This window comes from Nocardiopsis oceanisediminis (assembly GCF_048595525.1).
Taxonomy (GTDB): domain Bacteria; phylum Actinomycetota; class Actinomycetes; order Streptosporangiales; family Streptosporangiaceae; genus Nocardiopsis_A; species Nocardiopsis_A oceanisediminis.
The window spans coordinates 4,599,513-4,622,298 of record NZ_JAFMZJ010000001.1 but is presented as its reverse complement, the minus strand read 5'-3'; the positions used below and the strand labels follow the sequence as shown (position 1 = coordinate 4,622,298).

General features: G+C 76.2%; 18 protein-coding genes. 5 read left to right on the top strand and 13 right to left on the bottom strand.

Features of this window, described 5'->3' with window-relative positions; all coding sequences use genetic code 11:
* The first annotated feature begins 8 nt into the window (after positions 1 to 8).
* Positions 9 to 1,637 (top strand): thiamine pyrophosphate-binding protein, encoded by a 1,629-nt coding sequence (locus tag J0910_RS20405; RefSeq protein ID WP_420160151.1) that lies wholly within the window; start codon positions 9 to 11, stop codon positions 1,635 to 1,637.
* A gap of 87 nt (positions 1,638 to 1,724) precedes the next feature.
* Positions 1,725 to 3,161 carry an aminobutyraldehyde dehydrogenase gene (locus J0910_RS20400; RefSeq protein WP_420160150.1) on the top strand — a complete coding sequence of 479 codons (1,437 nt, stop codon included), beginning with the start codon at positions 1,725 to 1,727 and terminating at the stop codon, positions 3,159 to 3,161.
* 105 nt (positions 3,162 to 3,266) lie between these two features.
* Here the strand turns inward: J0910_RS20400 and J0910_RS20395 are convergent, their stop codons facing one another.
* Positions 3,267 to 4,226 carry a bile acid:sodium symporter family protein gene (locus J0910_RS20395; RefSeq protein WP_420160149.1) on the bottom strand — a complete coding sequence of 320 codons (960 nt, stop codon included), beginning with the start codon at positions 4,224 to 4,226 and terminating at the stop codon, positions 3,267 to 3,269.
* Positions 4,227 to 4,475: 249 nt separating this feature from the next.
* Here J0910_RS20395 and fdhA point away from each other — a divergent pair, with 249 nt between their 5' ends.
* Positions 4,476 to 5,702, top strand: coding sequence for a formaldehyde dehydrogenase, glutathione-independent (gene fdhA, locus J0910_RS20390; RefSeq protein WP_420160148.1), 1,227 nt, complete (start codon positions 4,476 to 4,478; stop codon positions 5,700 to 5,702).
* A 520-nt stretch (positions 5,703 to 6,222) separates the two neighbouring features.
* Complete coding sequence (locus tag J0910_RS20385; protein WP_420160147.1) at positions 6,223 to 6,951, top strand: S1 family peptidase; 729 nt, start codon at positions 6,223 to 6,225, stop codon at positions 6,949 to 6,951.
* 95 nt (positions 6,952 to 7,046) lie between these two features.
* Here J0910_RS20385 and J0910_RS20380 read toward each other — a convergent pair whose 3' ends face one another.
* The 6 genes from J0910_RS20380 to rfbA form a co-directional block, all read right to left on the bottom strand.
* Positions 7,047 to 7,472, bottom strand: a complete 426-nt coding sequence (locus J0910_RS20380; protein WP_420160146.1) for a DoxX family protein — start codon at positions 7,470 to 7,472, stop codon at positions 7,047 to 7,049.
* A gap of 158 nt (positions 7,473 to 7,630) precedes the next feature.
* Positions 7,631 to 8,380 carry an ErmE/ErmH/ErmO/ErmR family 23S rRNA (adenine(2058)-N(6))-methyltransferase gene (gene erm, locus J0910_RS20375; protein WP_420160145.1) on the bottom strand — a complete coding sequence of 250 codons (750 nt, stop codon included), beginning with the start codon at positions 8,378 to 8,380 and terminating at the stop codon, positions 7,631 to 7,633.
* 365 nt (positions 8,381 to 8,745) lie between these two features.
* A complete protein-coding gene (locus J0910_RS20370; RefSeq protein ID WP_420160144.1) occupies positions 8,746 to 9,915 on the bottom strand; it encodes a DegT/DnrJ/EryC1/StrS family aminotransferase in 1,170 nt (389 codons plus the stop codon).
* Positions 9,912 to 10,364: a sugar 3,4-ketoisomerase gene (locus tag J0910_RS20365; protein ID WP_420160143.1), complete on the bottom strand. Its 453-nt coding sequence runs from the start codon at positions 10,362 to 10,364 to the stop codon at positions 9,912 to 9,914. Before J0910_RS20365 ends, J0910_RS20370 begins: the two co-directional genes overlap by 4 nt.
* Positions 10,361 to 11,383 carry a dTDP-glucose 4,6-dehydratase gene (gene rfbB, locus J0910_RS20360; RefSeq protein WP_420160142.1) on the bottom strand — a complete coding sequence of 341 codons (1,023 nt, stop codon included), beginning with the start codon at positions 11,381 to 11,383 and terminating at the stop codon, positions 10,361 to 10,363. The genes J0910_RS20365 and rfbB overlap by 4 nt, the downstream gene beginning before the upstream one ends.
* A 63-nt stretch (positions 11,384 to 11,446) precedes the next feature.
* Entirely contained in the window at positions 11,447 to 12,316 is an 870-nt protein-coding gene (rfbA, locus tag J0910_RS20355; RefSeq protein ID WP_420162029.1) for a glucose-1-phosphate thymidylyltransferase RfbA, read from the bottom strand.
* Between the two features lie 175 nt (positions 12,317 to 12,491).
* On the opposite strand from rfbA, the gene J0910_RS20350 reads away from it, so the two are divergent.
* On the top strand, positions 12,492 to 13,337 hold the full coding sequence (locus J0910_RS20350; protein ID WP_420160141.1) for a metallophosphoesterase family protein: 846 nt from the start codon (positions 12,492 to 12,494) through the stop codon (positions 13,335 to 13,337).
* Positions 13,338 to 13,403: 66 nt separating this feature from the next.
* On the opposite strand, the gene J0910_RS20345 is transcribed toward J0910_RS20350, so the two are convergent.
* From J0910_RS20345 to J0910_RS20320, 6 genes are all read right to left on the bottom strand, one after another.
* A complete protein-coding gene (locus tag J0910_RS20345) occupies positions 13,404 to 14,660 on the bottom strand; it encodes an MFS transporter (protein WP_420160140.1) in 1,257 nt (418 codons plus the stop codon).
* Between the two features lie 484 nt (positions 14,661 to 15,144).
* Positions 15,145 to 17,526, bottom strand: coding sequence for a beta-glucosidase family protein (locus J0910_RS20340; RefSeq protein WP_420160139.1), 2,382 nt, complete (start codon positions 17,524 to 17,526; stop codon positions 15,145 to 15,147).
* Between the two features lie 39 nt (positions 17,527 to 17,565).
* Positions 17,566 to 18,285: a class I SAM-dependent methyltransferase gene (locus J0910_RS20335; RefSeq protein WP_420160138.1), complete on the bottom strand. Its 720-nt coding sequence runs from the start codon at positions 18,283 to 18,285 to the stop codon at positions 17,566 to 17,568.
* 93 nt (positions 18,286 to 18,378) lie between these two features.
* Positions 18,379 to 19,653: an activator-dependent family glycosyltransferase gene (locus J0910_RS20330; protein WP_420160137.1), complete on the bottom strand. Its 1,275-nt coding sequence runs from the start codon at positions 19,651 to 19,653 to the stop codon at positions 18,379 to 18,381.
* A gap of 27 nt (positions 19,654 to 19,680) precedes the next feature.
* On the bottom strand, positions 19,681 to 20,874 hold the full coding sequence (locus J0910_RS20325; RefSeq protein ID WP_420160136.1) for a cytochrome P450 family protein: 1,194 nt from the start codon (positions 20,872 to 20,874) through the stop codon (positions 19,681 to 19,683).
* A gap of 422 nt (positions 20,875 to 21,296) precedes the next feature.
* Positions 21,297 to 22,751 (bottom strand): glycoside hydrolase family 3 N-terminal domain-containing protein, encoded by a 1,455-nt coding sequence (locus J0910_RS20320; protein WP_420160135.1) that lies wholly within the window; start codon positions 22,749 to 22,751, stop codon positions 21,297 to 21,299.
* Between the last annotated feature and the right edge of the window lie 35 nt (positions 22,752 to 22,786).

Sequence of the window (22,786 nt, the reverse complement as noted above, 5' to 3'; positions counted from 1 at the left end):
CGAACACCGTGACCCGAACCCGCAACGGCGGCGACCTGGCCGTCGAGACGCTCATCGCGCTCGGCGCCCGGACCGCCTTCGGCATCCCCGGACAGCACGCCCTCGGCCTCTTCGACGCGCTGCAGGCCCGGCCCGAGGTGCGGTTCGTCTCCAGCAGGGTGGAGAACAACGCCGCGTTCGCCGCCGACGGCCACGCCCGGCTGACCGGGCAGGTCACCCCGCTGCTGGTCTCCACCGGCCCGGGCGCCCTGCTCACCCTGGCCTCGCTGCAGGAGTCCGCCGCGGCCGGCGCCCCGGTGCTCTGCGTCAGCAGCCAGATCCCCACCGAGGGGCTGGGCGGCGCCCGCAAGGGCTTCCTGCACGAGCTGCCCGACCAGCCCGGGGTGGCCCGCGGCGTGGTGAAGTCGGTGCACACCGTGCGCCGCGCCGCGCAGATCCCCTCGGCGATCGAGGCGGCCTGGCGCAGCGCCGCGGCCGCCCCCGCCGGCCCGGTCTGGGTGGAGATCCCCCAGGACGTGCTGCTGGCCCCCACCGACGTGCCGGAGGTGGCCCCCGGCGGCGTCGATGGCGCCCCGGCGCCGCTGGAGCCCCGCCCGGAACTGGTCGAGGAGGCCGCCCGGCTGCTCGACGGCGCCCGCCGCCCCGTGGTGCTGGCCGGCGGCGGGGTGTCCCGCGCCGGCGCCCAGGAGGCGCTGCTCCGCCTGGCCGAGCGCCTCCAGGCCCCGGTCGCCTGCACCTTCGGCGGCAAGGACGCCTTCCCCTGGGAGCACCCGCTGTCGCTGCAGTCCTGGCTGGAGGACCGGCACACCACCGACTACCTGGAATCGGCCGACGTGCTGCTGGTGGTCGGCTCCGGGCTCGGCGAGCTGTCCAGCAACTACCACACCATGGCGCCGCGCGGCCGGGTCGTGCAGATCGAGGCCGACCTGGGCAAGCTGGAGTCCAACATCCCCGCGCTGGCGGTGCACGCCGACGCGGCGGCCGCCCTGGAGGCGCTGGCCGCCCGGGTCTCCGCCCGGGAGCGCTCGCCCCGGGCGGAGGCCGAGGTCGCCGAGGTCAAGGCCGCGGTCGCGGCCCGGCTGGCCGGCCAGGACCTGGACACCGAGCAGCGGGTGCTCGCGGCGGTGCGCGACGCGCTGCCGGACGGCGCCCCCAGCTACTGGGACATGACCATCCTGGCCTACTGGGCCTGGTCGGCCTGGGACCCGCGCGGCGGCGCCATGCACAGCGCCCAGGGCACCGGCGGGCTGGGCTACGGCCTGCCCGCGGCGCTCGGCGCGGCCGCCGCGCACGACGGCCCGGTGCTCGCGGTCTCCGGCGACGGCGGCGCGATGTACGGCATCGCCGAACTGGCCACCGCCCGCCAGCACGACCTCGACGTCACCTGGCTCATCGTGGACGACGGCGGCTACGGCATCCTCCGCGAGTACATGAACGACGCCTTCGGGAGCGCCTCGCACACCGAGCTGTCCCGCCCGGACTTCACCGCCCTGGCCGCCGCGTTCGGCGTCCCCGCCGTGCAGACCACGGCGGAGCGCCTGGCCGACGACCTGAAGTCCGCGCTGGCCGCCCCCGGCCCGAGCGTGGTCGTGCTCCCGGCCCTGCTGCGCATGTTCGCCCCGACCCACCGGGACTGACCCGACCCGCCGAACGGCCCGCCCCGGCGGGGGCGGCCCCGGCCCGCCCCCGCGACCGACGCTCCGACCCAGATGAGGACCGCGACCATGACCGACCCGAACACGCCGCTGCCCGCGTTCATCGCCGGAAGGCACGTCTCCCCCGAAGGCGGGCGCACCCTCGACCTGATCCACCCCTCCACCGGGGAGCGCACCGGCTCCGCGGCGGTCAGCGGCCCCGCCGAGGTCGACGCCGCGATGGCGGCCGCCGCCGGCGCCTTCCGCACCTGGCGCAAGGCCTCCCCGGCGCAGCGCCAGGACGCCCTGCTGGCCATCGCCGACGCGCTGCGCGACCGCGCCGGGGAGTTCGCCGACGCCGAGTGCCGGGAGACCGGCAAGCCCCGCTCCTCCATGCTGGAGGAGGAGATCCCGATGTGCGTGGACACCCTGCGGTTCTTCGCCGGGGCCGCCCGCCACCTGGAGGGCCGCTCCGCCGCCGAGTACGTGGACGGGCACACCTCCTGGGTCCGCCGCGAGCCGGTCGGGGTCTGCGCCCAGGTCACGCCGTGGAACTACCCGCTGATGATGGCGATCTGGAAGATCGGCCCGGCCCTGGCCGCGGGCAACACCGTGGTGCTCAAGCCCGCCGAGTCCACCCCGACCACCACCGTGCTGCTCGCCGAGGCCGCCGCCCCGCACCTGCCCGAGGGCGCGTTCAACGTGCTGCCCGGCGACCGCGACACCGGCCGCCTGGTGGTGGAGCACCCCACCCCGCAGCTGGTCTCGCTGACCGGCTCGACCCGCGCCGGCGTGCAGGTCGCCAAGTCCGCCGCGATCGACCTGAAGCGCCCCCACCTGGAGCTGGGCGGCAACGCCCCGGCCGTGGTCTTCGAGGACGCCGACATCCCGGCCGCCGCCGAGGGCATCCTCGCCGGCGGGTTCCTCAACGCCGGCCAGGACTGCACCGCGGCCAGCCGGGTGCTGGTCCACGCCGACGTGCACGACGCGCTGGTCGCCGAGCTCACCGCGCGCGCCGCGGAGCTGCGCACCGGCCTGCTCCCCGACGCCGAGGCCGACTTCGGCCCGCTGAACAACTCCGCCCAGTTCGAGCGGGTGCTGGGCCTGCTGGAGCGGCTGCCCGGCCACGCCCGGGTGGAGACCGGCGGCCACCGGGTCGGCGAGCAGGGGTACTTCATCGCGCCCACCGTCGTCACCGGGCTGCGCCAGGACGACGAGCTGGTCAAGGACGAGACCTTCGCCCCGGTCCTCACCGTCCAGCCGTTCGGCGCCGAGGAGGAGGCGGTCGAGCTCGCCAACGGCGTCGACCAGGGCCTGGCCTCCTCGGTGTGGACCCGGGACCACGCCCGCGCGCTGCGGCTCAGCACCGAGCTGGACTTCGGCGCGGTCTGGCTCAACACCCACGGCGCGCTGGCCTCGGAGATGCCGCACGGCGGCTTCAAGACCTCCGGCTACGGCAAGGACCTCTCCGGCTACAGCCTGGAGGACTACACCCGGATCAAGCACGTGATGAGCGCGCTGGGCTAGCGCCCGCGCCGCCCCGCACGGCCCCCGGGGCCCGGCCGCTCCGCCCGCGGCCGGGCCCCGCCGGCGTTTCCCGGCCCCGCCGGGCCGGGGCCGGGCGGGCCCGGGTCACTTCCCGGCCGGCTCCGGGTCCCCGCCCGCCTCGACCGGGCGGCGGGCCCAGAAGGTGGCCAGGGCGGCGCCGGACAGGTTGTGCCAGACGGAGAAGAGCGCGGCGGGCAGCGCGGCGAGCGGGGCGAAGTGCGCGGTGGCCAGCGCCGCGGCCAGGCCGGAGTTCTGCATGCCGACCTCGATGCTCACCGCGCGCCGCGCCGACTCCGGCAGGCCGGTGGCCCGGCCGACCAGGTAGCCCAGGCCCAGGCCGAGCGAGTTGTGCAGGACGACGGCCAGCCCCAGCAGCAGGCCGGTGGAGGCGACCGCGTCGGCGTTGGCGCCGACCACCCCGGCGACCACCACGAGGATGCCGCCCACCGACACCAGCGGCAGCAGCGGCAGGACCCGGTCCACCAGCCCGCCCGCCACCGCCCGGACCACCAGCCCGGCCACTACCGGGACCAGCACCACCTGCAGGATCGACACCAGCAGGTCGCCGGCGTCCACCGGCAGCGTCGACCCGGCCAGCGCCAGCACCAGCAGCGGCGTGAGCACCGGCGCCAGCAGGGTGGAGATCGAGGTCATCGCCACCGACAGCGCCACGTCGCCGCGGGCCAAGAAGACGATGACATTGGAGGCGGTACCGCCGGGCGCCGCGCCCACCAGGACCAGCCCGACGACCAGCAGCGGCTCCAGGCCCAGCAGGTGGGCGATGCCGAAGCCGAGCAGCGGCATGACCGTGTACTGCGCGGCCACCCCGAACAGCACCGCCCTGGGGTGCTTGGCCACGATCGCGAAGTCGGACGGGCGCATGGTCAGCCCCATCCCGAACATGATGACGCCGAGCAGCAGGGAGATGTACGGCGCGATGGACGCCGTCTGCGCCGGGGCGGCCACCCCGGCCACCGCGCCGAGCAGCACCAGCACCGCGAACCACCGCCCGGCGAAATCGGCGGCCCGTCTCACGATCGACATCTCGTCACTACTTCCCGTTCGGTCCCTCCGGCCGGCCCCGCGGGACGGCCGCCTCGCCCGCCTGAACAGCGCGGACCCGCGGAAGTCTACGGACCGGTGCGCGGCCGCACGCGCCCGGGGCGCGGCACCGGCCCGCCCGCTCCCGCGCAGGGGGCCGACGCCAGGGGGTCGACACGGTGCGGCGTCCGTTATAGGGCGGAGGGAGGGGCGGGACCCGGCGGCCGCCGCGCGGCCGAGAAGGGTGGAGACATGCCTGAGAACAGGGGAGTCGTCTACAAGGGTCCGGGCGAGGTCGAGGTCGTCGACCTGGACATGCCGGGGTTCGAGCTGAAGGACGGCCCCGGCGTCAACCCGGCCAACGTCGGCCGGAAGGCGGGCCACGGGGTGATCCTCAAAGTGGTCGCCACCAACATCTGCGGCAGCGACCAGCACATGGTGCGCGGCCGCACCACCGCGCCGGCCGGCCTGGTGCTGGGCCACGAGATCACCGGGGAGGTGGTGGAGAAGGGCCCGGACGTGGAGTTCCTGGACGTCGGGGACCTGGTGTCGGTGCCGTTCAACATCGCCTGCGGCCGGTGCCGCAACTGCAAGGAGCGGGCCACCGGCATCTGCCTCAACGTGAACCCGGACCGGCCCGGCTCGGCCTACGGCTACGTCGACATGGGCGGCTGGGTGGGAGGGCAGGCCCGGTACGTGCTGGTGCCCTACGCCGACTTCAACGCGCTGAGGTTCCCGGACCGGGACCGGGCGATGGCCAAGATCCTCGACCTGGCCATGCTCTCCGACATCTTCCCGACCGGGTTCCACGGCTGCGTGAGCGCGGGCGTCGGCGTCGGCTCCACCGCCTACATCGCCGGGGCCGGGCCGGTGGGGCTGGCCGCGGCCGCCTCCGCGCAGCTGCTCGGCGCGGCCGTGGTGATCGTCGGCGACCTCAACCCGGAGCGGCTCGCGCAGGCCCGCGCGTTCGGCTGCGAGACGGTCGACGTCTCCAAGGGGGACCCGGGCGAGCAGATCGCGGAGATCCTCGGCGTGCCCGAGGTGGACGCGGCGGTCGACGCGGTCGGCTTCGAGGCGCACGGCCACGGCGGCGAATCGGGGCGGGAGGCGCCCGCCACCGTGCTCAACTCGGTCATGGAGCTGACCCGGGCCGGCGGCGCCATCGGCATCCCGGGCCTGTACGTGACCGGCGACCCCGGGGCGGTGGACGAGGCCGCCAAGGTCGGCTCGCTCTCCATCCGGATCGGCCTGGGCTGGGCCAAGTCGCACGCCTTCACCACCGGCCAGTGCCCGGTGATGAAGTACCACCGCGGGCTGATGATGGCGATCCTGCACGGCAAGGTCTCCATCGCCGAGGCGGTGAACGCCACGCCGATCCCGCTGGAGGACGCCCCGCAGGGCTACCGCGACTTCGACCGGGGCGCGGCCGCCAAGTACGTCCTCGACCCGCACGGCCTGGTCGCGGCGGCGACCGGCTGACCCGCCGGCACCGCGGCCGCCGCACCGCCGCAGGAGAGGCGGTGCGGCGGGGGCCTCCGCCGCACCGCCGGGAGATGGGCCTGTACGGCGCCGGGGGGCGCGTCTAGTGTCCGAGGCGTGAACCGCTCGCGGAAGTCCTCGCCGGCATCGGCGATCCGCCCGTTCCCGGGCGAAGGCCCCGCACCCGGCCGGAAGAAGGTCGGGCCGCGGGCGGGCGCTGCACAGCGGACCGCCCGGCCGGGCCCGAGCCCGGACGAGAAAGCGCGTTCCACCTGCCGCCGCGGGGACGGGGCGGCCGGACGGGCCGGTTCTCACCGCTCGGGCACCACCCGAGCCGATGCTCCCCGTACGAGCGCGGGGGCGGAAAGCGGTGGTCGATGGTAAATCGCAGAACCGCCGCCCCCGGCCGCCTGGGGGCGGCGCCCCGGCGCCGACTCCCCGGGCCGCACCGGCCGGAGCGGCGCGCCGTCCCCGCGCCGCTCCTCCGTCCTCCGTCCCCCCGTCCCGGATGAGGAACGCCATGCCGCACATCCCCCGTCCTTCCTGGGCCGCCCTCCGCTCCTCCGCCGCCCGCCCCGCACCGGGCCGCCCCGCGCTCCGCCGCCTCGCGCTCCTCGGCGCCGCCCTCGCGGCGGCCCTGGCCTTCGCCCAGCCCGCGGCGGCGGACGGCACCGCCGACGCCGCCGACGCGCAGATCATCGCGGGCGACCCGTTCGTCAACGACGACCGCCCCGGAACCCGGTGCGCCATCGGCGTCGCGGTCACCGCCGGCTTCCTCGCCGACGCCGCCTGCGGCGAGGCCGGCGACCGGATCCGCGGGGCCGACGGCGGCTCCGGGCGGGTCGCCTGGTCGTCGCGGACCGAAGGGGTGATGCTGGTGACGGCCGACCCCGGCTGGACCCCCACCCCGCTGCTCCGCAGGGGCGGCGGCACCACGGTCGTCCTGGGCACCGACGAGGCCCCGGTCGGCTCGGCGGTCTGCCGCACCGGGTCGGGCACCGGCTGGCAGTGCGGGACCATCCAGGCCAAGAACCAGAGCGTCGCCACCCCCGACGGCATCGTGACCGGTCTGACCAGGACCGACGTCTGCGCCGAGCCCGGCGACCGGGGCGGGGTCTACTACACGGCCGGGCACGTCCAGGGGCTCCTCTACGGCGGCAGCGGCAACTGCTCGTCCGGGGGCACGACCTTCTTCCAGCCGATCGTCCCCATCCTGAACAGGCACGGGCTCACCGTGGTGACCGGCTGAGCGGCGGCCCGGCGCACCGCCCCGAGGCGCCGATCCCGGCGGCGCCGCCGCCCCATGCCGGTCGAGGCGGCGGCGCCGGGATCGGCGGGGGCGGCTCAGCGGCGCCCGGTGACCAGGGCCAGCAGCGCCGCGGTGCGGTCGCGCCGCCCCCAGGCGATGAAGGCGAACAGCACGAGCAGGATCAGCGGGGTGTACCAGAACCCGGCCTGGATCACCGTCGTCTCGTAGATGAACGCGCCGATCATCAGGCCGATGAACGCGATCGCGGTCACCCCGCACAGCAGCGGGATCAGCAGCCCGATCGCGCCGGCCAGCTCCAGCGCCCCGACGAGGTACATGAACCAGTCGCCGTAGCCGATCAGGTCGAAGCCGGCCCGCGCCGACTCGTGCCCGGTCAGCTTGGGGAAGGCGCTCGCCCCCGCGAAGAAGAGCGCCAGCAGCACCTGCAGCACCCACAGCGTGATGTTCAGCGCGCGCCCCGGGGTCTGCGCGGTGGTGGCGGGTTCGTCGTGCCGGGCCATGGTCGGCTCCCAGAGGTGAGGTCTTCGCTGTCGTCACCTGGGTAGACCCCGCCGGGGCGCGGAAATCATCGGCCGGGCCGGAGCCCTTCGCGCGGGTCCCCGTCGCCCCTCCGCCGCGGAGCGGGCCGGGGCGCGGGGGACCCGCGCGGAAGAGGGAGTCAGGCGTTGTGCAGCACCCGGAACAGGGTGACCCACTGGTCGGGGTGGACGAACGCCACGACGGTGTCCGGGTCCAGCCGGGCCTCGCGGAAGGCGGCGTTGACCCGCGCCGTCCGGTGCCCCCGGCGCAGCGACGCGTGCAGCGACCCGCCCTTGCCGGTGAACCCGGCGTCGACCATCGCGAGGTAGTCGCCCCGCGCCGACCTCGGCAGCAGCGGCTCCTCGCGCCGCTCGATGCGCATCACGCCGGCGTCGACCTTGGGCACCGGGCGGAACTTGTGCCGGGGGATGCGGTCGGCGATACGCCACTGGAATTCGGGCCAGGTGGCGACGGTCAGCCTGCTCCACCGGCCGTAGTCGCCGGTGCGCTTGCGGGCGTACTCCAGCTGGGTGATGAAGGTGGCCGAGCGCAGCGACCGCGCGTCCAGGCACCAGTCGATGATCTTCGACGTGGACGAGAAGGGGATGTTCCCGACCACGGAGAACGGTTCCCGGGGCGGCTGGGATTTCAGGAAATCCCTGTTCACAACGTTGATTCCGGAATCGGTGCCGAGGGAGTCGCGCAGCCGGCCGGCGATTCGCCCGTCGATTTCGTAGGCGACGACCCGGCGGCATTTCCGGGACACCGCCCGGGTGATCCGGCCCTCGCCCGGACCCACTTCCAGCACCAGGTCGCCCGAGCGCGGGGCGGCGACCTCGACGAACCTCTGCACGGACCGGGAATCGACGAGGAAGTTCTGGCCGAACACCCGCCGGTTGTGGTCGGCGCGGCTGCGCGGGCGGGACCCTCTGCGGTCCCGGCCCCCCTGTGCGCCAGGGCCTGGCGCGTCCGCGGAGCGCCCCCGGCCGCCTCGGCGGCCGGAGCGTCGGTCTTCGGGCACGTCCCCCTCTTTCACCCGCGTTCCGGCCGGAGGAACGCCCGCCGGAAGCGCACTGGAGATCCGGACATCGAGGCCAGAACCTACCACCGGATTCCGTGCGGGAAATGCACTCCGGGAAAGGAGGAATTTCCCCCGGCCGGCGGAACCGGCAGGTCGGATGGGGTCCGCCATCCGTTCGGGAACACCGTTTCCAGAGAATGGCCGGTTCCGGCCACGCGGGGAGGGCGGCCGCCTCACCCCGCCGGCCGGAACGACCGGACCGCCGCCACCACCTCGTCGACCCGGTCGTCCCCGAGGTGCGGGCTGATCGGCAGGCTCAGCAGCTCCGCGGCCAGCCGCTCGGCGCGCGGCAGCGAGCCCTCGGGGAGGCCGGCCGAAGCGTAGGCGGGGGAGAGGTGCACCGGCACCGGGTAGTGGGAGAGCGTCTGCACGCCGGCCGCGGCCAGGTGCCCGGCCAGGGCGTCCCGGTGCCGCGTGCGCACAGGGTAGACGTGCCACGCGTGCTCGGCCCACGGTGCGGCGTCCGGGAGCCGCAGCCAGTCCAGGCCGCCCAGCCCGTCTCGGTAGCGCCCGGCGGCCCGGGCGCGGCGCCCGTTCCACTCGTCCAGCCGGGCGAGCTTGACCCGCAGCACCGCGGCCTGCACCTCGTCCAGCCGGGAGTTGCCCGACCGCAGCTCGTGCCGGTACTTCACCCGCGAACCGTAGTTGCGCAGCATCCGCAGCCGCCCGGCCAGCTCCGCGTCACCGGTCACCACCGCCCCGCCGTCCCCCATCGCCCCCAGGTTCTTCCCGGGGTAGAAGCTGAACGCCGCGAGCGACGGGGCGGCCCCGACCCTGCGCCCCCGGTAGCGGGCGCCGTGCGCCTGGGCGGCGTCCTCCAGCACGTGCAGGCCGTGCCGGCGCGCCGCCTCGCGGAGCGGGTCCAGGTCGACCGGGTGGCCGTAGAGGTGGACCGGGACCACCGCCTTGGCGCGCGGCGTGACCGCCGCCTCGACCCCGGCGGCGTCGATCAGCGTTCCGCCGTCCGCGGGCTCCACGGCCACCGGGCGCGCCCCCGTCGCCGAGACCGCGATCCAGGTCGCGATGAAGGTGTGCGAGGGGACCAGCACGTCGTCCCCGGCCCCCACCCCCAGGGCGCGCAGCGCCAGCTCCAGGGCGTCGCCCCCGCTGTTCACCGCGACGCAGTGCGCGGTGCCGCAGTAGTCGGCGAACTCCGACTCGAACGCCTCGATCTCCGGGCCCAGCAGGTAGCGGCCCGAGGCCAGCACCCGCGACACCGCCCGGTCGACGTCGGCGCGCAGCTCGGCGTAGGGCGCCCGCAGGTCCAGGAAGGGCACGCCGGAGCCGGCCCCCCGCAGGCCCCCGGGCGCATCGGCGGCGGTCCCGCCGCGTTCCGCGGTCATACCCGTCCTCCTTCCGGCGGCGGGGCGGCCGCCCGGGCCTCCAGCAGGAAGCGCTCGTAGTCGTGGAAGTAGTCGCCGGCGTCGTAGTGGTCGGAGGCCAGCACCATGGCGACGGCGCCGCCGGTGAAGCCGATGATCTCCCGCCAGGTCATCGGGGCGATGTAGAGCCCCTGGTCGGGGCGGTCCAGGGTGACCGCGCAGCGGCGGAACCCGTCGTCCAGGTGGACGGTGAAGCCGCCGTGCACCGCGACGACGAGCTGCCGCAGCCGCCGGTGCCCGTGCGCGCCGCGCAGCGCGTCGTCGGGGACGCCGTAGAGGTAGTAGACCCTGCGGATCTCGAAGGGCACGTGCCGCCCGCCCTCCACCACCGACAGCCGGCCGCGCGGGTCCGCGAAGGTCTGCAGGTCGATGGTGCGGGCCGCGCCCACCCCGGTCTCGGCCACGTTCACGGGGCGCCCCCGGGCACCGCCGCGGGCGCCCCCGGGCCGCCGGCGCGGGCCCTCTTCAGCGGCTCCCACCAGTCGCGGTTCTCCCGGTACCACTCCACGACCCCGGCCAGCCCCTCCTCGAAGCCCACCCGGGGCCGGTAGCCCAGCTCCCGCCGGATCAGCCCGTCGTCCAGGGAGTAGCGCAGGTCGTGGCCCTTGCGGTCGGGGACGGAGCGCACCGCCGACCAGTCCGCGCCGCAGGCCTCCAGCAGCCGCGCGGTCAGCTCCCGGTTGCTCAGCTCGGTGCCGCCGCCGATGTTGTAGACGGCGCCCGGCCGCCCCCCGGCGAGCACCAGCGCGATCCCGCGGCAGTGGTCCTCCACGTGCACCCACTCCCGGACGTTGCCGCCGTCGCCGTAGAGCGGCACCGTCCCGCCGTCCAGCAGGTTGGTGGCGAACAGCGGGATGACCTTCTCCGGGAACTGGCCCGGCCCGTAGTTGTTGCAGCAGCGGGTGGTGCGCACGTCCAGCCCGTGGGTGCGGTGGAAGGCCCGCGCCATCAGGTCGGAGGCGGCCTTGGACGCCGCGTAGGGGGAGTTGGGCTCCAGGGGCCGGTCCTCGGTCCACGAACCCGACGCGATGGAGCCGTACACCTCGTCGGTCGACACGTGCACGAACCGGTCGGCCCCGCCGCGCAGCGCCCCCTCCAGCAGGGTCTGGGTGCCCAGCACGTTGGTGCGGACGAACTCGGCCCCGCCCTCGATCGACCGGTCGACGTGGCTCTCGGCGGCGAAGTGCACCACCGCGTCGGCCTCGGCGGCCAGGGACGCGACCAGGGCGGCGTCGCAGACGTCGCCGCGGACGAACCGGAACCGCGGGTCGCCCTCCAGGGCGGCCGGGACACCGGGGTCGCCGGCGTAGGTGAGCAGGTCGAGCACGGTCACCGAGGAGGCGGCCGGTCCGGGCAGGGCGCCGGAGAGCAGCATGCGGGTGAAGTGCGATCCGATGAAGCCGGCTCCCCCGGTCACCAGTACACGCACGGGTTCCTCCCTTCCCGGCTCCCGCCGGGTCGTCGTTCGGTCGCGGCGGACGGCCCGCGGGCCTCAGCCGCTCCGGGCGAGTTCCACCAGGTAGGCGCCGTAGGCGCTGTCCCCGTACCGGCGGCCCAGCTCCAGGCACGCTTCGGCGTCGATGAACCCCATGCGGTAGGCGATCTCCTCCAGGCAGGCGATGCGGATCCCCTGCCGCTCCTCCAGGACCTGCACGTACTGGGAGGCGTGCAGCAGCGAGTCGTGGGTCCCGGCGTCCAGCCAGGCGAACCCGCGCCCCAGGTCGACCATGCGCGCCCGGCCCTGCTTCATGTAGGCGATGTTGACGTCGGTGATCTCCAGCTCGCCGCGGTCGGAGGGGGCCAGGCCGCGGGCGATGTCCACCGCGTCCGGCCCGTACATGTACAGGCCGGTGACGGCGAGGTTGCTCGCCGGGGCGGCGGGCTTCTCCTCCAGGGACACCAGCCGCCCCTCGGCGTCGACCTCGCCCACCCCGTAGCGCTCGGGGTCGCGGACCGGGTAGCCGAACAGCACGCAGCCGTCGAGCTCGGCGGCGCTGGTGTGCAGCAGCGAGTACAGGCCGGGGCCGTGGAAGACGTTGTCCCCCAGGACCAGGGTGAACGGGTCGCCGCCGATGTGGTCGGCGCCGATGGTCAGCGCCTCGGCGATGCCCCGCGGCTCCTCCTGGGGGGCGTAGCCGATGGACAGGCCCAGGTGCCCCCCGTCCCCGAGGAGCGCGCGGAACTGCCCGATGTGGTCGGGCCGGGTGATGACGAGGATGTCCCGGACGCCGGCCAGCATCAGCACCGACAGCGGGTAGTAGATCATCGGCTTGTTGTAGACGGGGAGCAGCTGTTTCGATACGGCCGAGGTGACCGGGTGGAGCCTGGTCCCCCGCCCTCCTGCGAGCACGATTCCCTTCAGCACAGCCGGAAGCTAGCAACGCGCTCCCCCGCCGGGCGACGGCCCTCGGCGACATTAGGGGGCCGCTAGGGGCCGGTAGGGGAGGGGCAGGGGGCGGCGCGCCCGGCGGCGCGGGACCGTGCACAATGGGGCGCGGCGCTCCGTCCCCGTCCCCTCCCGGAAGCAGGTGCGACCCATGCAACGGCGGCCCCGACTGCTCGCGGTCAGCGATCTGCACGTCTCGCACCGCGAGAACCGCGCGATCGCGGAGGGGCTGCGCCCCGGCCACCCCGGCGACTGGCTGCTGGTGGTCGGCGACGTCGCCGAGACGCCCGCCGACATCGAGCGGGTCCTCGCGCTGCTGGCGTCCCGCTTCGACACCGTCGTGTGGACACCGGGCAACCACGACCTGTGGACCGTCAAGGACGACCCGGTGCGGCTGAACGGCGCCGCGCGCTACGACCACCTCGTGGAGATCTGCCGCCGCCTGGGCGTGCTCACCCCGGAGGACCCCTACCCGGTGTGGGAGGGCGACGGCGGGCCGGTCGTGGTCGCCCCCGTGTTCACGCTCTACGACTACTCGTTCCACCCGCCGGGGACCTCCACCAAGGAGGAGGGCCTCGCCTACGCCTACCGGACGGGCGTGGTCTGCACCGACGAGTTCATGCTCCACCCCGACCCCTACCCCACCCGGGAGGACTGGTGCGCGGCCCGGGTCGCCGCCACCGAGCCCCGGCTGGAGGAGGCCGCCGCCCGGCACCCCACCGTGCTGGTCGGCCACTGGCCGCTGGTGCGCCGCCCCACCGACGTCCTGTACTACCCGGAGTTCGCCCAGTGGTGCGGTACGGTCCGCACCGCCGACTGGCACCTGCGGTTCAACGCCGCGGCGGTCGTCTACGGGCACCTGCACATCCCCCGGACCACCCACTACGACGGGGTGCGGTTCGAGGAGGTGTCGGTCGGCTACCCGCGGGAGTGGCGCCGCCGCGGCCGCCCCGGCGACTGGCTGCGCACCGTGCTGCCCGCGGACGGCCGGGGATGAGCCGCGGCCCCGGGCCCGCCGAGTGCGCGGCGGGCCCGGGGCCGGGCGGGAGGCGGACCGGAGGGGTCAGCGCACCGACTTCACCGGCAGCACCGCCACCGCGCCCACCAGCGAGATCACCATGCCCGTGATGAACAGGGCGGGGTAGCCGCCGAACGCCCCGATCACCGAGGCCGCGATGAACGGGGCGATGATCTGCGGCCCGGCGTTGGCGATGTTCAGCACGCCCATGTCCCGGCCGGCGTCCTCCGAGCGCGGCAGGATCAGCGTCATCAGCGCGATGTCCACCGCGCTGTACCAGCCGAACGCCGCGCCGTGCAGGCCCGCGTAGACGAGGAACGCCGTCCAGGTCGGCTCCAGCAGCGGGATGAGCAGCGCGAGCGCCGTCGCCACACCGGAGAGGACCACGAACGGCTTGCGCCGGCCCGTCCAGTCCGACAGCGGACCGCCGATGACCGTCGCGACCATGCCGGCGACCGTGGAGACGGTGACCGCGGTGGCCATCGCGTCGGTGGGCTTGAGCCCGTCCGGCAGGGCGATGTAGTCGGTGAGGATGAACAGCATGAACATCAGCACCATGAAGTAGCCCAGGACCATCAGGGCCCGGCCCAGCCACACCCACATGAAGTCGCGGTGCTTCAGCGCCGCCAGGAACGTCACGAAGGACTCGGCGAGCGTCACGTTCCGCGACTCCTCGTACTCGCCCGGGCGCGGGTCGCGCGTGCAGGTGGCGAAGAGCAGCGCCGCGACCAGGACCGTGCCGCCGAAGATGATGTAGGCCAGCGCGCCGTCGTCGACGTACCGGGCGGCGATCTGCGTGCCGACGATCGCGCCCAGCGACGTGCCCACGCCCATCACCGCCGACGCGGTGCCGCGCCGGTCGGGGAGCACCCGGTCGGGGATGATCGCGGTCAGCGCCGCCATGAAGATGTTCATGACCGCCTGCGCCAGGCACCACGCGATCCCGATCATCACCACCGTCGTCGCGCTGCCCAGGAACGCCAGGACGCCGAACCCGACCAGCGCGCTGCCCAGCAGCCAGGGGTGGCGGCGGCCCATGCGCGACCGGGTGCGGTCCGACAGCGCGCCGCCGATCGGGTTGAACAGCGTCGCGAAGACGGCGCTGATCCCCTGGATGGTGCCCCACAGGGCTTCCTTGTTCGCGGGGTCGATCTCGGTGAGGCGGGCCGGGATGAGGGTGCTCGCGCCGGTGAAGACGGCGATCACCGAGACGTTGCCGAGCAGCAGCAGGGTCAGCAGCGGCACGAGCGGGGTGCGCCGCGCCGCGGGCGCGTCCGCCGGGGTGTGGGCCTCGGTGCTCATGCGCGGGCCCCGCTCGGCTGCGCGTCGGAGAGGCGCGGGCTCGGCGGCGCGGGAACCGGGGGGAACGCCGCCTTACGGGATCGGATCATGGCTCGTCCTAATGTCCAGGGCGCCGCGGGCGGGGGTGCTCCCCGGTGCGGGGTACCGCGCGGAGCCGCCGCGCCGGTGAGTGGGAGGTGGAGCAGAGGGGGACAGGGCCGGAATGGGCCCGTGCGCGGACGAATGTACGGAGGAGGGGACGGGGCCGGTAACCCCTAACCGCCCCCTACACGGCCGATGGGAAAAGGGCGGTGAGCACCGCAGAACGCCCCGCCCGCCCTTCCCGCGATGATCTTGACGTTGCGGGGCCATCAGAGCGCTCTGATGGCCCCGCAACGTCAAGATCGTCGCTTCCGTGGGCCCCGGGGGCCCTCCCGCGCCGCACACCGGGGGCGCCCGCCGGGTCCCGGCGGGCGCCCCCGGGAGGAAGGGGGAGGGGCGGGCGCTACGGGGCGACGCGGAACCGCTCGGCGGCCCTGATGTCGGCGGAGGACGCGCCCACCTGGACCAGGCGCTCGCCGGTGCCCCGGATCCAGGCGCCCGCGGCCGCGTCCCAGTGCTCCAGGGCCCGCGCGGGCACCCGCACCGGGACGCGCCGCTCCTCGCCCGGCGCCAGCTCCGCCTTCGCGTGGCCCGCGAGCCGCTTGGGCGCCTGCTCCACGTGGGCGGGCAGGTCCGGGCTGGGCCCCAGGTAGACCTGGACCACCTCGGTGCCCGCCCGGTCGCCGGTGTTCCTGAGCACCACCTCCACCTCCAAGCCGTCCCCGGCGGCCCGCACCGACGCCCCCGCGTAGCCGAAGCGGCCGTAGGACAGCCCGTGCCCGAACGGGAACAGCGGCCGCGTCCCCGTCGCGTCGTACCACCGGTAGCCGGTGAGCAGCCCCTCGGAGTACTCCTGGCGGCCCTCCACGCCCGGGTAGCGCAGCGGGTCCCCCGCGACCGGGTGGGCGTCCTCGGCCGCCGGGAAGGACAGCGCGAGCCGGCCGCCCGGGTCGGCGTCGCCGAACAGCAGCCCCGCCGCGGCCTGCGCCCCCTCCTGGCCCGGGTACCACATCTGCAGCACCGCGGCCGCCTCCTCCAGCCACGGCATCAGCACCGCCGAACCGGTGTTCAGCACCACCACGGTGTCCGGGTTGGCCCGGGCCACCGCCTCGATCAGGGCGTCCTGGTGGCCCGGCAGCGACAGCGAGGACCGGTCGTAGCCCTCCGCCCCGTCGTCGTGCGCGAACACCACGGCGGTGCGCGCCGCGCGCGCGGCCGCGGCCGCCTCCGCGATGTCCTCCCGCGCCATCGACGGGGTCACCCAGGCCAGCTCGACCTCCAGCGGCGACGCCTGCCAGGCCCACCCGGCCAGCCCGATCCGGTACTCGCCCGCGGCGAGGTCCAGGGTCAGGCTGCTCTGCGGCCCGAACACCTCGCCGGCCTCCAGGGCCACCTCGCCGTCCAGGGTGAGGGTGGCGTACCCGCCGCGCACCCGGACCGACAACCGGTGCATCCCCGCCTCGGCGACGGTCAGCACGCCCTTGTAGACCTCCCCCCGGCCGCCCGCCGGCAGCGCGTGCCCGGCGGGCGGCGCGGGGGACAGCGCACCGTCCCCGATGGGCCGCCCGAACACGTCGTCGCCCTGGACGTGCAGCACGCGGGCGCCCGCCCCGGCGCGCTCGCGGATCGCGTCCAGCGGGGCCGCCGCGGCGTCGGGGGTGACGAAGGCGCTGCCCAGGCCGGTCACCTTGGGCACCGCGGCCGCGTCGCCGATCACGGCCAGGTCGGCGGCGCGCCCGCCGGCCAGCGGCAGCGCGCCGCGCTCGTTGCGCAGCAGCACCGCCCCGGCCTGGGCGACGCGCCGCGCCACCGAGCGGGCGGCCTCCACGTCCCGCTTCGGCCGTTCCGGGGGCTCCCCGCCCACCAGCCCGAAGCGGGCCATCGCCGCCACGATCCGGGCCACCGCCCGGTCCAGGTCGGCCTCGGCCGCCTCCCCGCGGTCGATCGCCTCCGCCAGCGCCGCCCCGAAGTACGTGGGGGGCGGCGGCTCCTCGTCCGGGCCGGGCTCGTGCTCGATCTCGCGGCCCAGCTCCTGGTCGAGGCCGAGGCCGATGGCGGCCGTGCTGTGCGTGCCCAGCCAGTCCGACATCACCCACCCCTCGAACCCCCAGTCGCCGCGCAGCACATCGCGGAGCAGGCCCGGGTTCTCCGAGCAGAACGCCCCGTTCAGCGAGTTGTAGGCGGCCAGCACCCCCGCCGTCCCGGCCTCCACCGCCGCGCGGAACGGCGGGAACTCGATCTCCCGCAGCACCTGCTCGCCGACGGCGGCGTCCACGCCGAACCGGTCCTTCTCCTGGTTGTTGGCGGCGAAGTGCTTCACGCAGGCCATCAGGCCCTCCGACTGCACCCCCTCCACCTGCGCGGCGGCCACCTCCGAGGCCAGCAGCGGATCCTCGCCGAACGTCTCGAAGTTCCGCCCCGCGTGCGGCACCCGCACCGAGTTCACCATCGGGGCCAGCACCATGTCCTGCCCCAGCGCCCGCCCGTCGCGGCCCATCACCGCGCCGTACTCCCGCGCCAGCCCCGCGTCGAAGGCGCAGGCCAGCGCGACGGGGGCGGGCAGCGCCGTCGCGGCCTCACCGATCAGCCGGATCCCGACCGGGCCGTCGGCCACCCGCAGCGGGGCGATCCCCAGCCGGGGCACCCCCGGCAGGTAGCCGACGCCCTTCATCTCCACGGGATCGAACCCCCAGGCGACGAAGGACAGCTTCTCTTCGCGCGTCATCCGCGCGACCAGCGCGTCCGCGGTCTCGCCGGGGTCACCGGATCGGGTCGTGGTGGTCATCGTCGTCCACTTTCTTCGTGTCGTTGCAGATATCGGGGCTCAGCCGCGAACCCCGACGAACAGGCCGCGCCCGGACGGCCCGCCGCCGATGTACTCGACGGCCAGGCCGGCGCCGGTGAACGCCGCCTCGTACTCCTCACGCCGGAAGAGCGTGATCTCGTGGGCGTTGGAGAAGTGCCGGATCCCCGACCCGGCGTCGGCCACCAGGAAGTGCGCCTCCAGGCGCGTCGCGCGGCCGCCGCGCACCGCGACCGAGTGCGACATCCGGGTGACGGTGCGCCCGCCGTCCTGGACGGTGTCGGCGCCGATGTAGCCCTCGATGAAGGACTCCGGGAACCACCACGGCTCGATGACGCAGACACCGCCGGGCTCCAGGTGGGCGGCGAAGCGGCGCAGCGCCGCACCGAGCTCGCCGGTGTCGCCCATGTAGCCGATGGAGCTGAACATGCACACCGCGGCGGAGAACCGCCGCCCCAGGGAGAAATCGCGCATGTCGCCCTGGTGCAGCTTCACCCCGGGCACCCGGTCCCGGGCCGCGCCCAGCATGGCCTCCGACAGCTCCAGGCCCTCGGCGTGCGGCACCGCGGCCGCGAAGTGCCGCAGGTGCGCGCCGGTGCCGCAGGCCACGTCGAGCAGCGACGCGGGTTCCCCCGCGCGCTCCCGGACCAGGTCCAGCACCTGCTCCGCCTCGGCGGCGTAGTCCTTGCCCCGGCCCTCGTAGACCAGGTCGTAGATGGCGGCCAGCTCTTCCTCGTACACGGGCGTCTCCTCACTTCTGGGCCCCGCCGCCCGAGTGCGGCGGGAAAAGGCGGGGAAAGGGGCGGGCGGCGCGCCCGGTGCGCGCCGCCGGGGTCACCGGAGGGCGGGCGCGGACCGGTGCAGGGCGGTGAGCCGCTCCAGCTCGGGAACGAGCCCGGCGGGCGAGGGGTCGGCCAGCGCCTCCTCGCGCAGCCGCCCGGCGGCCGCCGCCACCGACGGGTCCGACACCACCCGCTCCACCTGCGCGCGCACCGCCTCACCGGTCAGCTCGGCGGGGGCGATCATCGCGCCCGCGCCCAGCTCGGCCAGGCGCCGCGCCTTGACCGGGGCGTCCCACAGCGCGGCGAGCACGATCTGCGGGACGCCGCGGGCGAGCGCGGTGGAGAACGTCCCCGCGCCGCCGTGGTGGACGATCCCCGCGCAGGACGGCAGGAGCGCGTCCAAGGGCACGAAGTCCACCAGCCGGGTGTTGTCCGGCAGCCGCCCCAGCGCCTCGCGCTGGCCGGGGTCGAGCGTGGCCACCAGCTCGATGTCCAGGTCGGCCAGGCCCTCGATCAGGTCGGCCAGCGAAACGTTGTCGCCGCCCAGCACCTCCCGCGCGGAGACCCCCAGCGTCAGGCAGATCCGCGGCCGCTCCGGCGGCTCGGACAGCCAGTCCGGCAGCACCGACGGGCCGTTGTAGGGGACGTAGCGCATCCCCACCGTCGGCAGGCCGGTGGGCAGCCGCAGGCTCGCCGGGGCCGGATCGATCGTCCACTGGCCGGTCACCGCCTCCTCGTCGAAGGTGCACGAGTGCCGCTCCAGCGTCCAGGTCAGCCAGTCGCGCAGCGGGTCCTCGCGGTGCTCGGGCGGCTGGGCGTCGCGCAGCCGCACGAAGGTGCGGCGCGCGCTCCCCAGCACGTCCGACCCCCACATCAGGCGCGCGTGCGCGGCGCCGGAGGCGCGCGCGGCCACCGCCCCCGCGAAGGTCACCGGCTCCCAGACCACCAGGTCCGGCCGCCACTCCCGGGCGTGCGCGACGAGCGCGTCGACCATCTCGCCGTTGTTCGCCAGCGCATAGAAGTACGGGGTCAGCAGCGTCTCCCGGCCCAGCACGTGCTCCCAGTCCGGTTCCACCCCGCGCACCTCGTCGAAGTCGATGGCGGGGTGGTCCGGGCGCGGCTCCCCGTTCATCCGGAGCCGGGTCTGGTGGATCAGGTGGTCGGTGCCGACCGGGACGGCCGTCAGCCCGGAGGCGGTGATGGTGTCGGCGAGGGCGGGCTGGGACGCCACCCGCACCTCGTGCCCCGCGGCGCGCAGCGCCCAGGCCAGCGGGACCAGCGTGTAGTAGTGCGTGTTGTGGGCGAGGGAGGTGAACAGGACGCGCATGGCTCGTGATCCTTCTCAGGCGGCGGGTCAGGCGGAGGCGGGCAGCGCCAGCGGGCCGCGGGAGACCGGCCGGCGCCTGCGGTAGAGGACGGGGCCGGCCGGGGCGAGCTCCGGCAGCGCGCCGGCGAGCGCCGCGACCGCCGCCTCGGCGTCGCTCCGCACCGCCGGGGGGACCACCAGCCCGGCCGCGCCGGCGCCGCCGTCCGCCCGGCCGGGGTCGAAGACGCCGGGGGCGCGGTACGCGCCCGGGTCCCGCCCGGCCGCGCCGACCAGCACGACCACGTGCGACCCCGCGGGCACCGCCGCCCCGCCCACCTCGGTCCCGGTGCGGGCCACCCGCGCGGCCATCTGCACCGGCGGGTCCAGGCGCAGCGCCTCGCCCACCGCGGCCGCGGCGAGCCCCGGCTCGCCGTGCACCCGCTTCCAGGCCCCGGGGCCGCCGAGCAGGGCCAGCACCGTGTTGCCCGCCAGGTGGGCCGCGACCGCGGCGCGCGCCGCCTCCGCCGGCCGCGCCCCCGGGATGCCGTCCAGCTCCTCCAGCGCGGCGGCCAGCGCGCGGACCTGCTGCGGCCGCTGCGCCGACAGCGGGTAGTCGGGCAGCCCGTCCAGGGCGCGGCAGGCCGCGGCGAAGGCGCCGAGGCTCCCGGCGGGGAGGCCGCACCGGGCGGCCGCCGCCGCCACCGCGGCGGGCCACGCCGCATCCGCCATCACGTCGAGCCGGACCGGCCCGCCGCGCCCGCGGAGCGCCGCGACCCGCTCCAGCACCGCCTCGCGGGCCGCTTGGGCGGCGGCCCCGCCGGACCCCGCCCCGTCGGGCCCTTCCGCCGCGTCCGCCTCGGGCCCGGCCAGCGGGTCGCGGGCGAGGAACGGCAGCACCTGCGGCTCCGGGACCGGCCCGTCCCGCCCGGGCCGGGCGAACACCGCGCCGTCGCCGAGCACCCGCTCGGCGGCCGCCCGGCCGGCGACCACGAGGCTGCCGGTGAGGCCGCGGTGGACCGGGCCGAGCGCCCGCACCCGCTCGTAGAGCGGATACGGGTCGTCGTCCTGCCCGCACAGCGCCCGTGCGTAGGGGTCGCCGTTCACCCCGTGCAGCCACTGCAGGCCGCGCGCGTCGAGCAGGTGGTTTCCGAGTACGTCGTCCCGCACCTCCTCCACGGCCCCGCCCAGCGGCAGCGGCGGGACGGCGGGAGGCGCGGGGTCGGTTCCGGTGGCGTCGTGCATCATGCTCCTCCGAGCGGGCTCCGGCCCTCGGGCCGGTCATGGTCAGGGGCGTCGCGCGGCGGGGCCGGGGGCGAGCCGGGGCCGGCGCCGGCGGGGCGGGATGCCCCGGCCGGCCGGGCCGGCCGGCCTCCGGGCCGGCCGTGGTCGGGGAGGCCGCGCGGCGGTGCCGGGGGGGCTGCCGGGGCCGCTCCGATCGGGGCCGGCAGGGGCCGGTGAACCGGCCTGCGGGCCTCCGCCGAGCGGGCTCCGGCCCTCGGGCCGGGAGCGGTCGGGGACATCGCGCGGCAGAGCGCCGCGGCCGGTCCGGCGGGCACCGGCGGGGACCGGTCCGGCGGACCGGCCCCCGGGCCTCCGGGCGGCGCCGGGCGGACCGGCCCCCCGCCGGCCCCGGCGCGTGCGGGCGGGCCGCCCCGCACCGGCCCTCACCGGGACCGGCCCAGCAGGGCGGCGAGCAGCGGGCGGAGCAGCGCGGGGCTGCGGCCGTAGGCCGGAAGGAAAGCGGCGGCGCCGGCCGCCGGCCCCGCGTCCTCGGCCAGGCCGGTGCCGATCACCACCGCGTCGGGGCGGCGTTCCAGCAGCTCCGCGAGGAGCCCCCGCATCCAGGGCGTGCGGTGCGCGTCCTGGACGCCGATCACCAGCGGGCGGGGCCCGCCCCCCGCACCGGACCCGGCCTCCTCCAGCACCCGCCCGGCGCCGCCCGGCGGCGCCTCGGCCAGCACCACGCCGCCCGCGGCCGGATCGAGGGACGCGGCGATCTCCGGCAGGCCCGCGAACCGCTCCGGGAAACCGAAGTCCGGGCCGCGCATCTCCACCACGTAGGGCGCCGCGCCGAGCGGCTCGGGGGCCAGCCGCGCGGCCAGCCGCTCCCCGGCCTCCGCGTCCGGGCCGCCCGCTCCCGCCCCCGAGGGAGCGGGCGCCGCCGCAACGGCGAACCGCTCCGCCAGCTCCCGCACCCGCCCGGCCGCCTCCTCCACCCGCGACCGGGGAAGCCGCCCGTCGGCGACCGCCGCCAGCACCGCGTCGCGCACCTTCCGGGCGTCCACCTCGGCCGAGCCCACCAGCAGCAGGTCCGCCCCCGCGGCCAGCGCCCGCACCGCCGCCTCGTCCAGCGCCATCCGGCCCGACACCGCCCCCATCTCCAGCGCGTCGGTGGCCGCGACCCCCCGGAAGCCCAGCTCCTCGCGGAGCAGCCCGGTCAGGATCCGGCGGTTCAGCGACGCCGGCTCCCCGCCGAGCCCGCGGTAGCGCACGTGCGCGGCCAGGACCATGGCGGCGCGGTCCGGGGAGCACGCCAGGAACGGCGTCAGGTCGGCCTCCGTCAACTCGGCCTCGGGCAGGTCGACGTGGGAGTCGATCCGGGTCGCCCCGTGGCCCGGGAAGTGCTTGGCGCAGGCGGCCACCCCCGCCCCCTGGACGCCGGCGGTGAACGCGTCGGTGTGCCGGGCGACGAGCGCCGGGTCCGAACCGAACGACCGCACCCCGATCACCGGGTTCTCCGGGAGGGCGTTGACATCGGCGCACGGCGCGAAGTCGACGTTGATCCCCAGCGCGGACAGGTAGCCCCCGATGTCGGCGCCGACCCTGCGGGTCAGGTCCACGTCGTCCAGCGCGCCCAGGGCGTGGTTGCCGGCGCGCGGCGGACCGCCGAGCGCCACGAAGTGGCCGGGCTCGACCCCCTCCTCGTCGACCCCGACCAGCAGGTCCCCCCGGACCGCCCGCGCCGCCCCGGTCAGTGCGCGGACCTGGTCGGCGCCGTCCAGGTTGCGGCCGAAGAGGATGAGCCCGCCCAGGCCGGTCGCGATCAGCTCCTCCAGGTGGGCGGGGAGCGAGGTGCCGGGCAGGCCCACCATCAGGCAGCGGTTGACGAGTTCTTCCATGGGGCTCCGTTCGGGGTGGGGGAGTGCGCGCGGCG

Coding starts and splice junctions, on each gene's coding strand:
- J0910_RS20400 (WP_420160150.1), top strand. CDS start 1,725: ATGACCGACCCGAACACGCCGCTGCCCGCGTTCATCGCCGGAAGGCAC.
- J0910_RS20395 (WP_420160149.1), bottom strand. CDS start 4,226: ATGTCGATCGTGAGACGGGCCGCCGATTTCGCCGGGCGGTGGTTCGCG.
- fdhA (WP_420160148.1), top strand. CDS start 4,476: ATGCCTGAGAACAGGGGAGTCGTCTACAAGGGTCCGGGCGAGGTCGAG.
- J0910_RS20385 (WP_420160147.1), top strand. CDS start 6,223: ATGCCGCACATCCCCCGTCCTTCCTGGGCCGCCCTCCGCTCCTCCGCC.
- J0910_RS20380 (WP_420160146.1), bottom strand. CDS start 7,472: ATGGCCCGGCACGACGAACCCGCCACCACCGCGCAGACCCCGGGGCGC.
- J0910_RS20370 (WP_420160144.1), bottom strand. CDS start 9,915: ATGACCGCGGAACGCGGCGGGACCGCCGCCGATGCGCCCGGGGGCCTG.
- J0910_RS20350 (WP_420160141.1), top strand. CDS start 12,492: ATGCAACGGCGGCCCCGACTGCTCGCGGTCAGCGATCTGCACGTCTCG.
- J0910_RS20345 (WP_420160140.1), bottom strand. CDS start 14,660: ATGAGCACCGAGGCCCACACCCCGGCGGACGCGCCCGCGGCGCGGCGC.
- J0910_RS20340 (WP_420160139.1), bottom strand. CDS start 17,526: ATGACCACCACGACCCGATCCGGTGACCCCGGCGAGACCGCGGACGCG.
- J0910_RS20330 (WP_420160137.1), bottom strand. CDS start 19,653: ATGCGCGTCCTGTTCACCTCCCTCGCCCACAACACGCACTACTACACG.
- J0910_RS20325 (WP_420160136.1), bottom strand. CDS start 20,874: ATGCACGACGCCACCGGAACCGACCCCGCGCCTCCCGCCGTCCCGCCG.
- J0910_RS20320 (WP_420160135.1), bottom strand. CDS start 22,751: ATGGAAGAACTCGTCAACCGCTGCCTGATGGTGGGCCTGCCCGGCACC.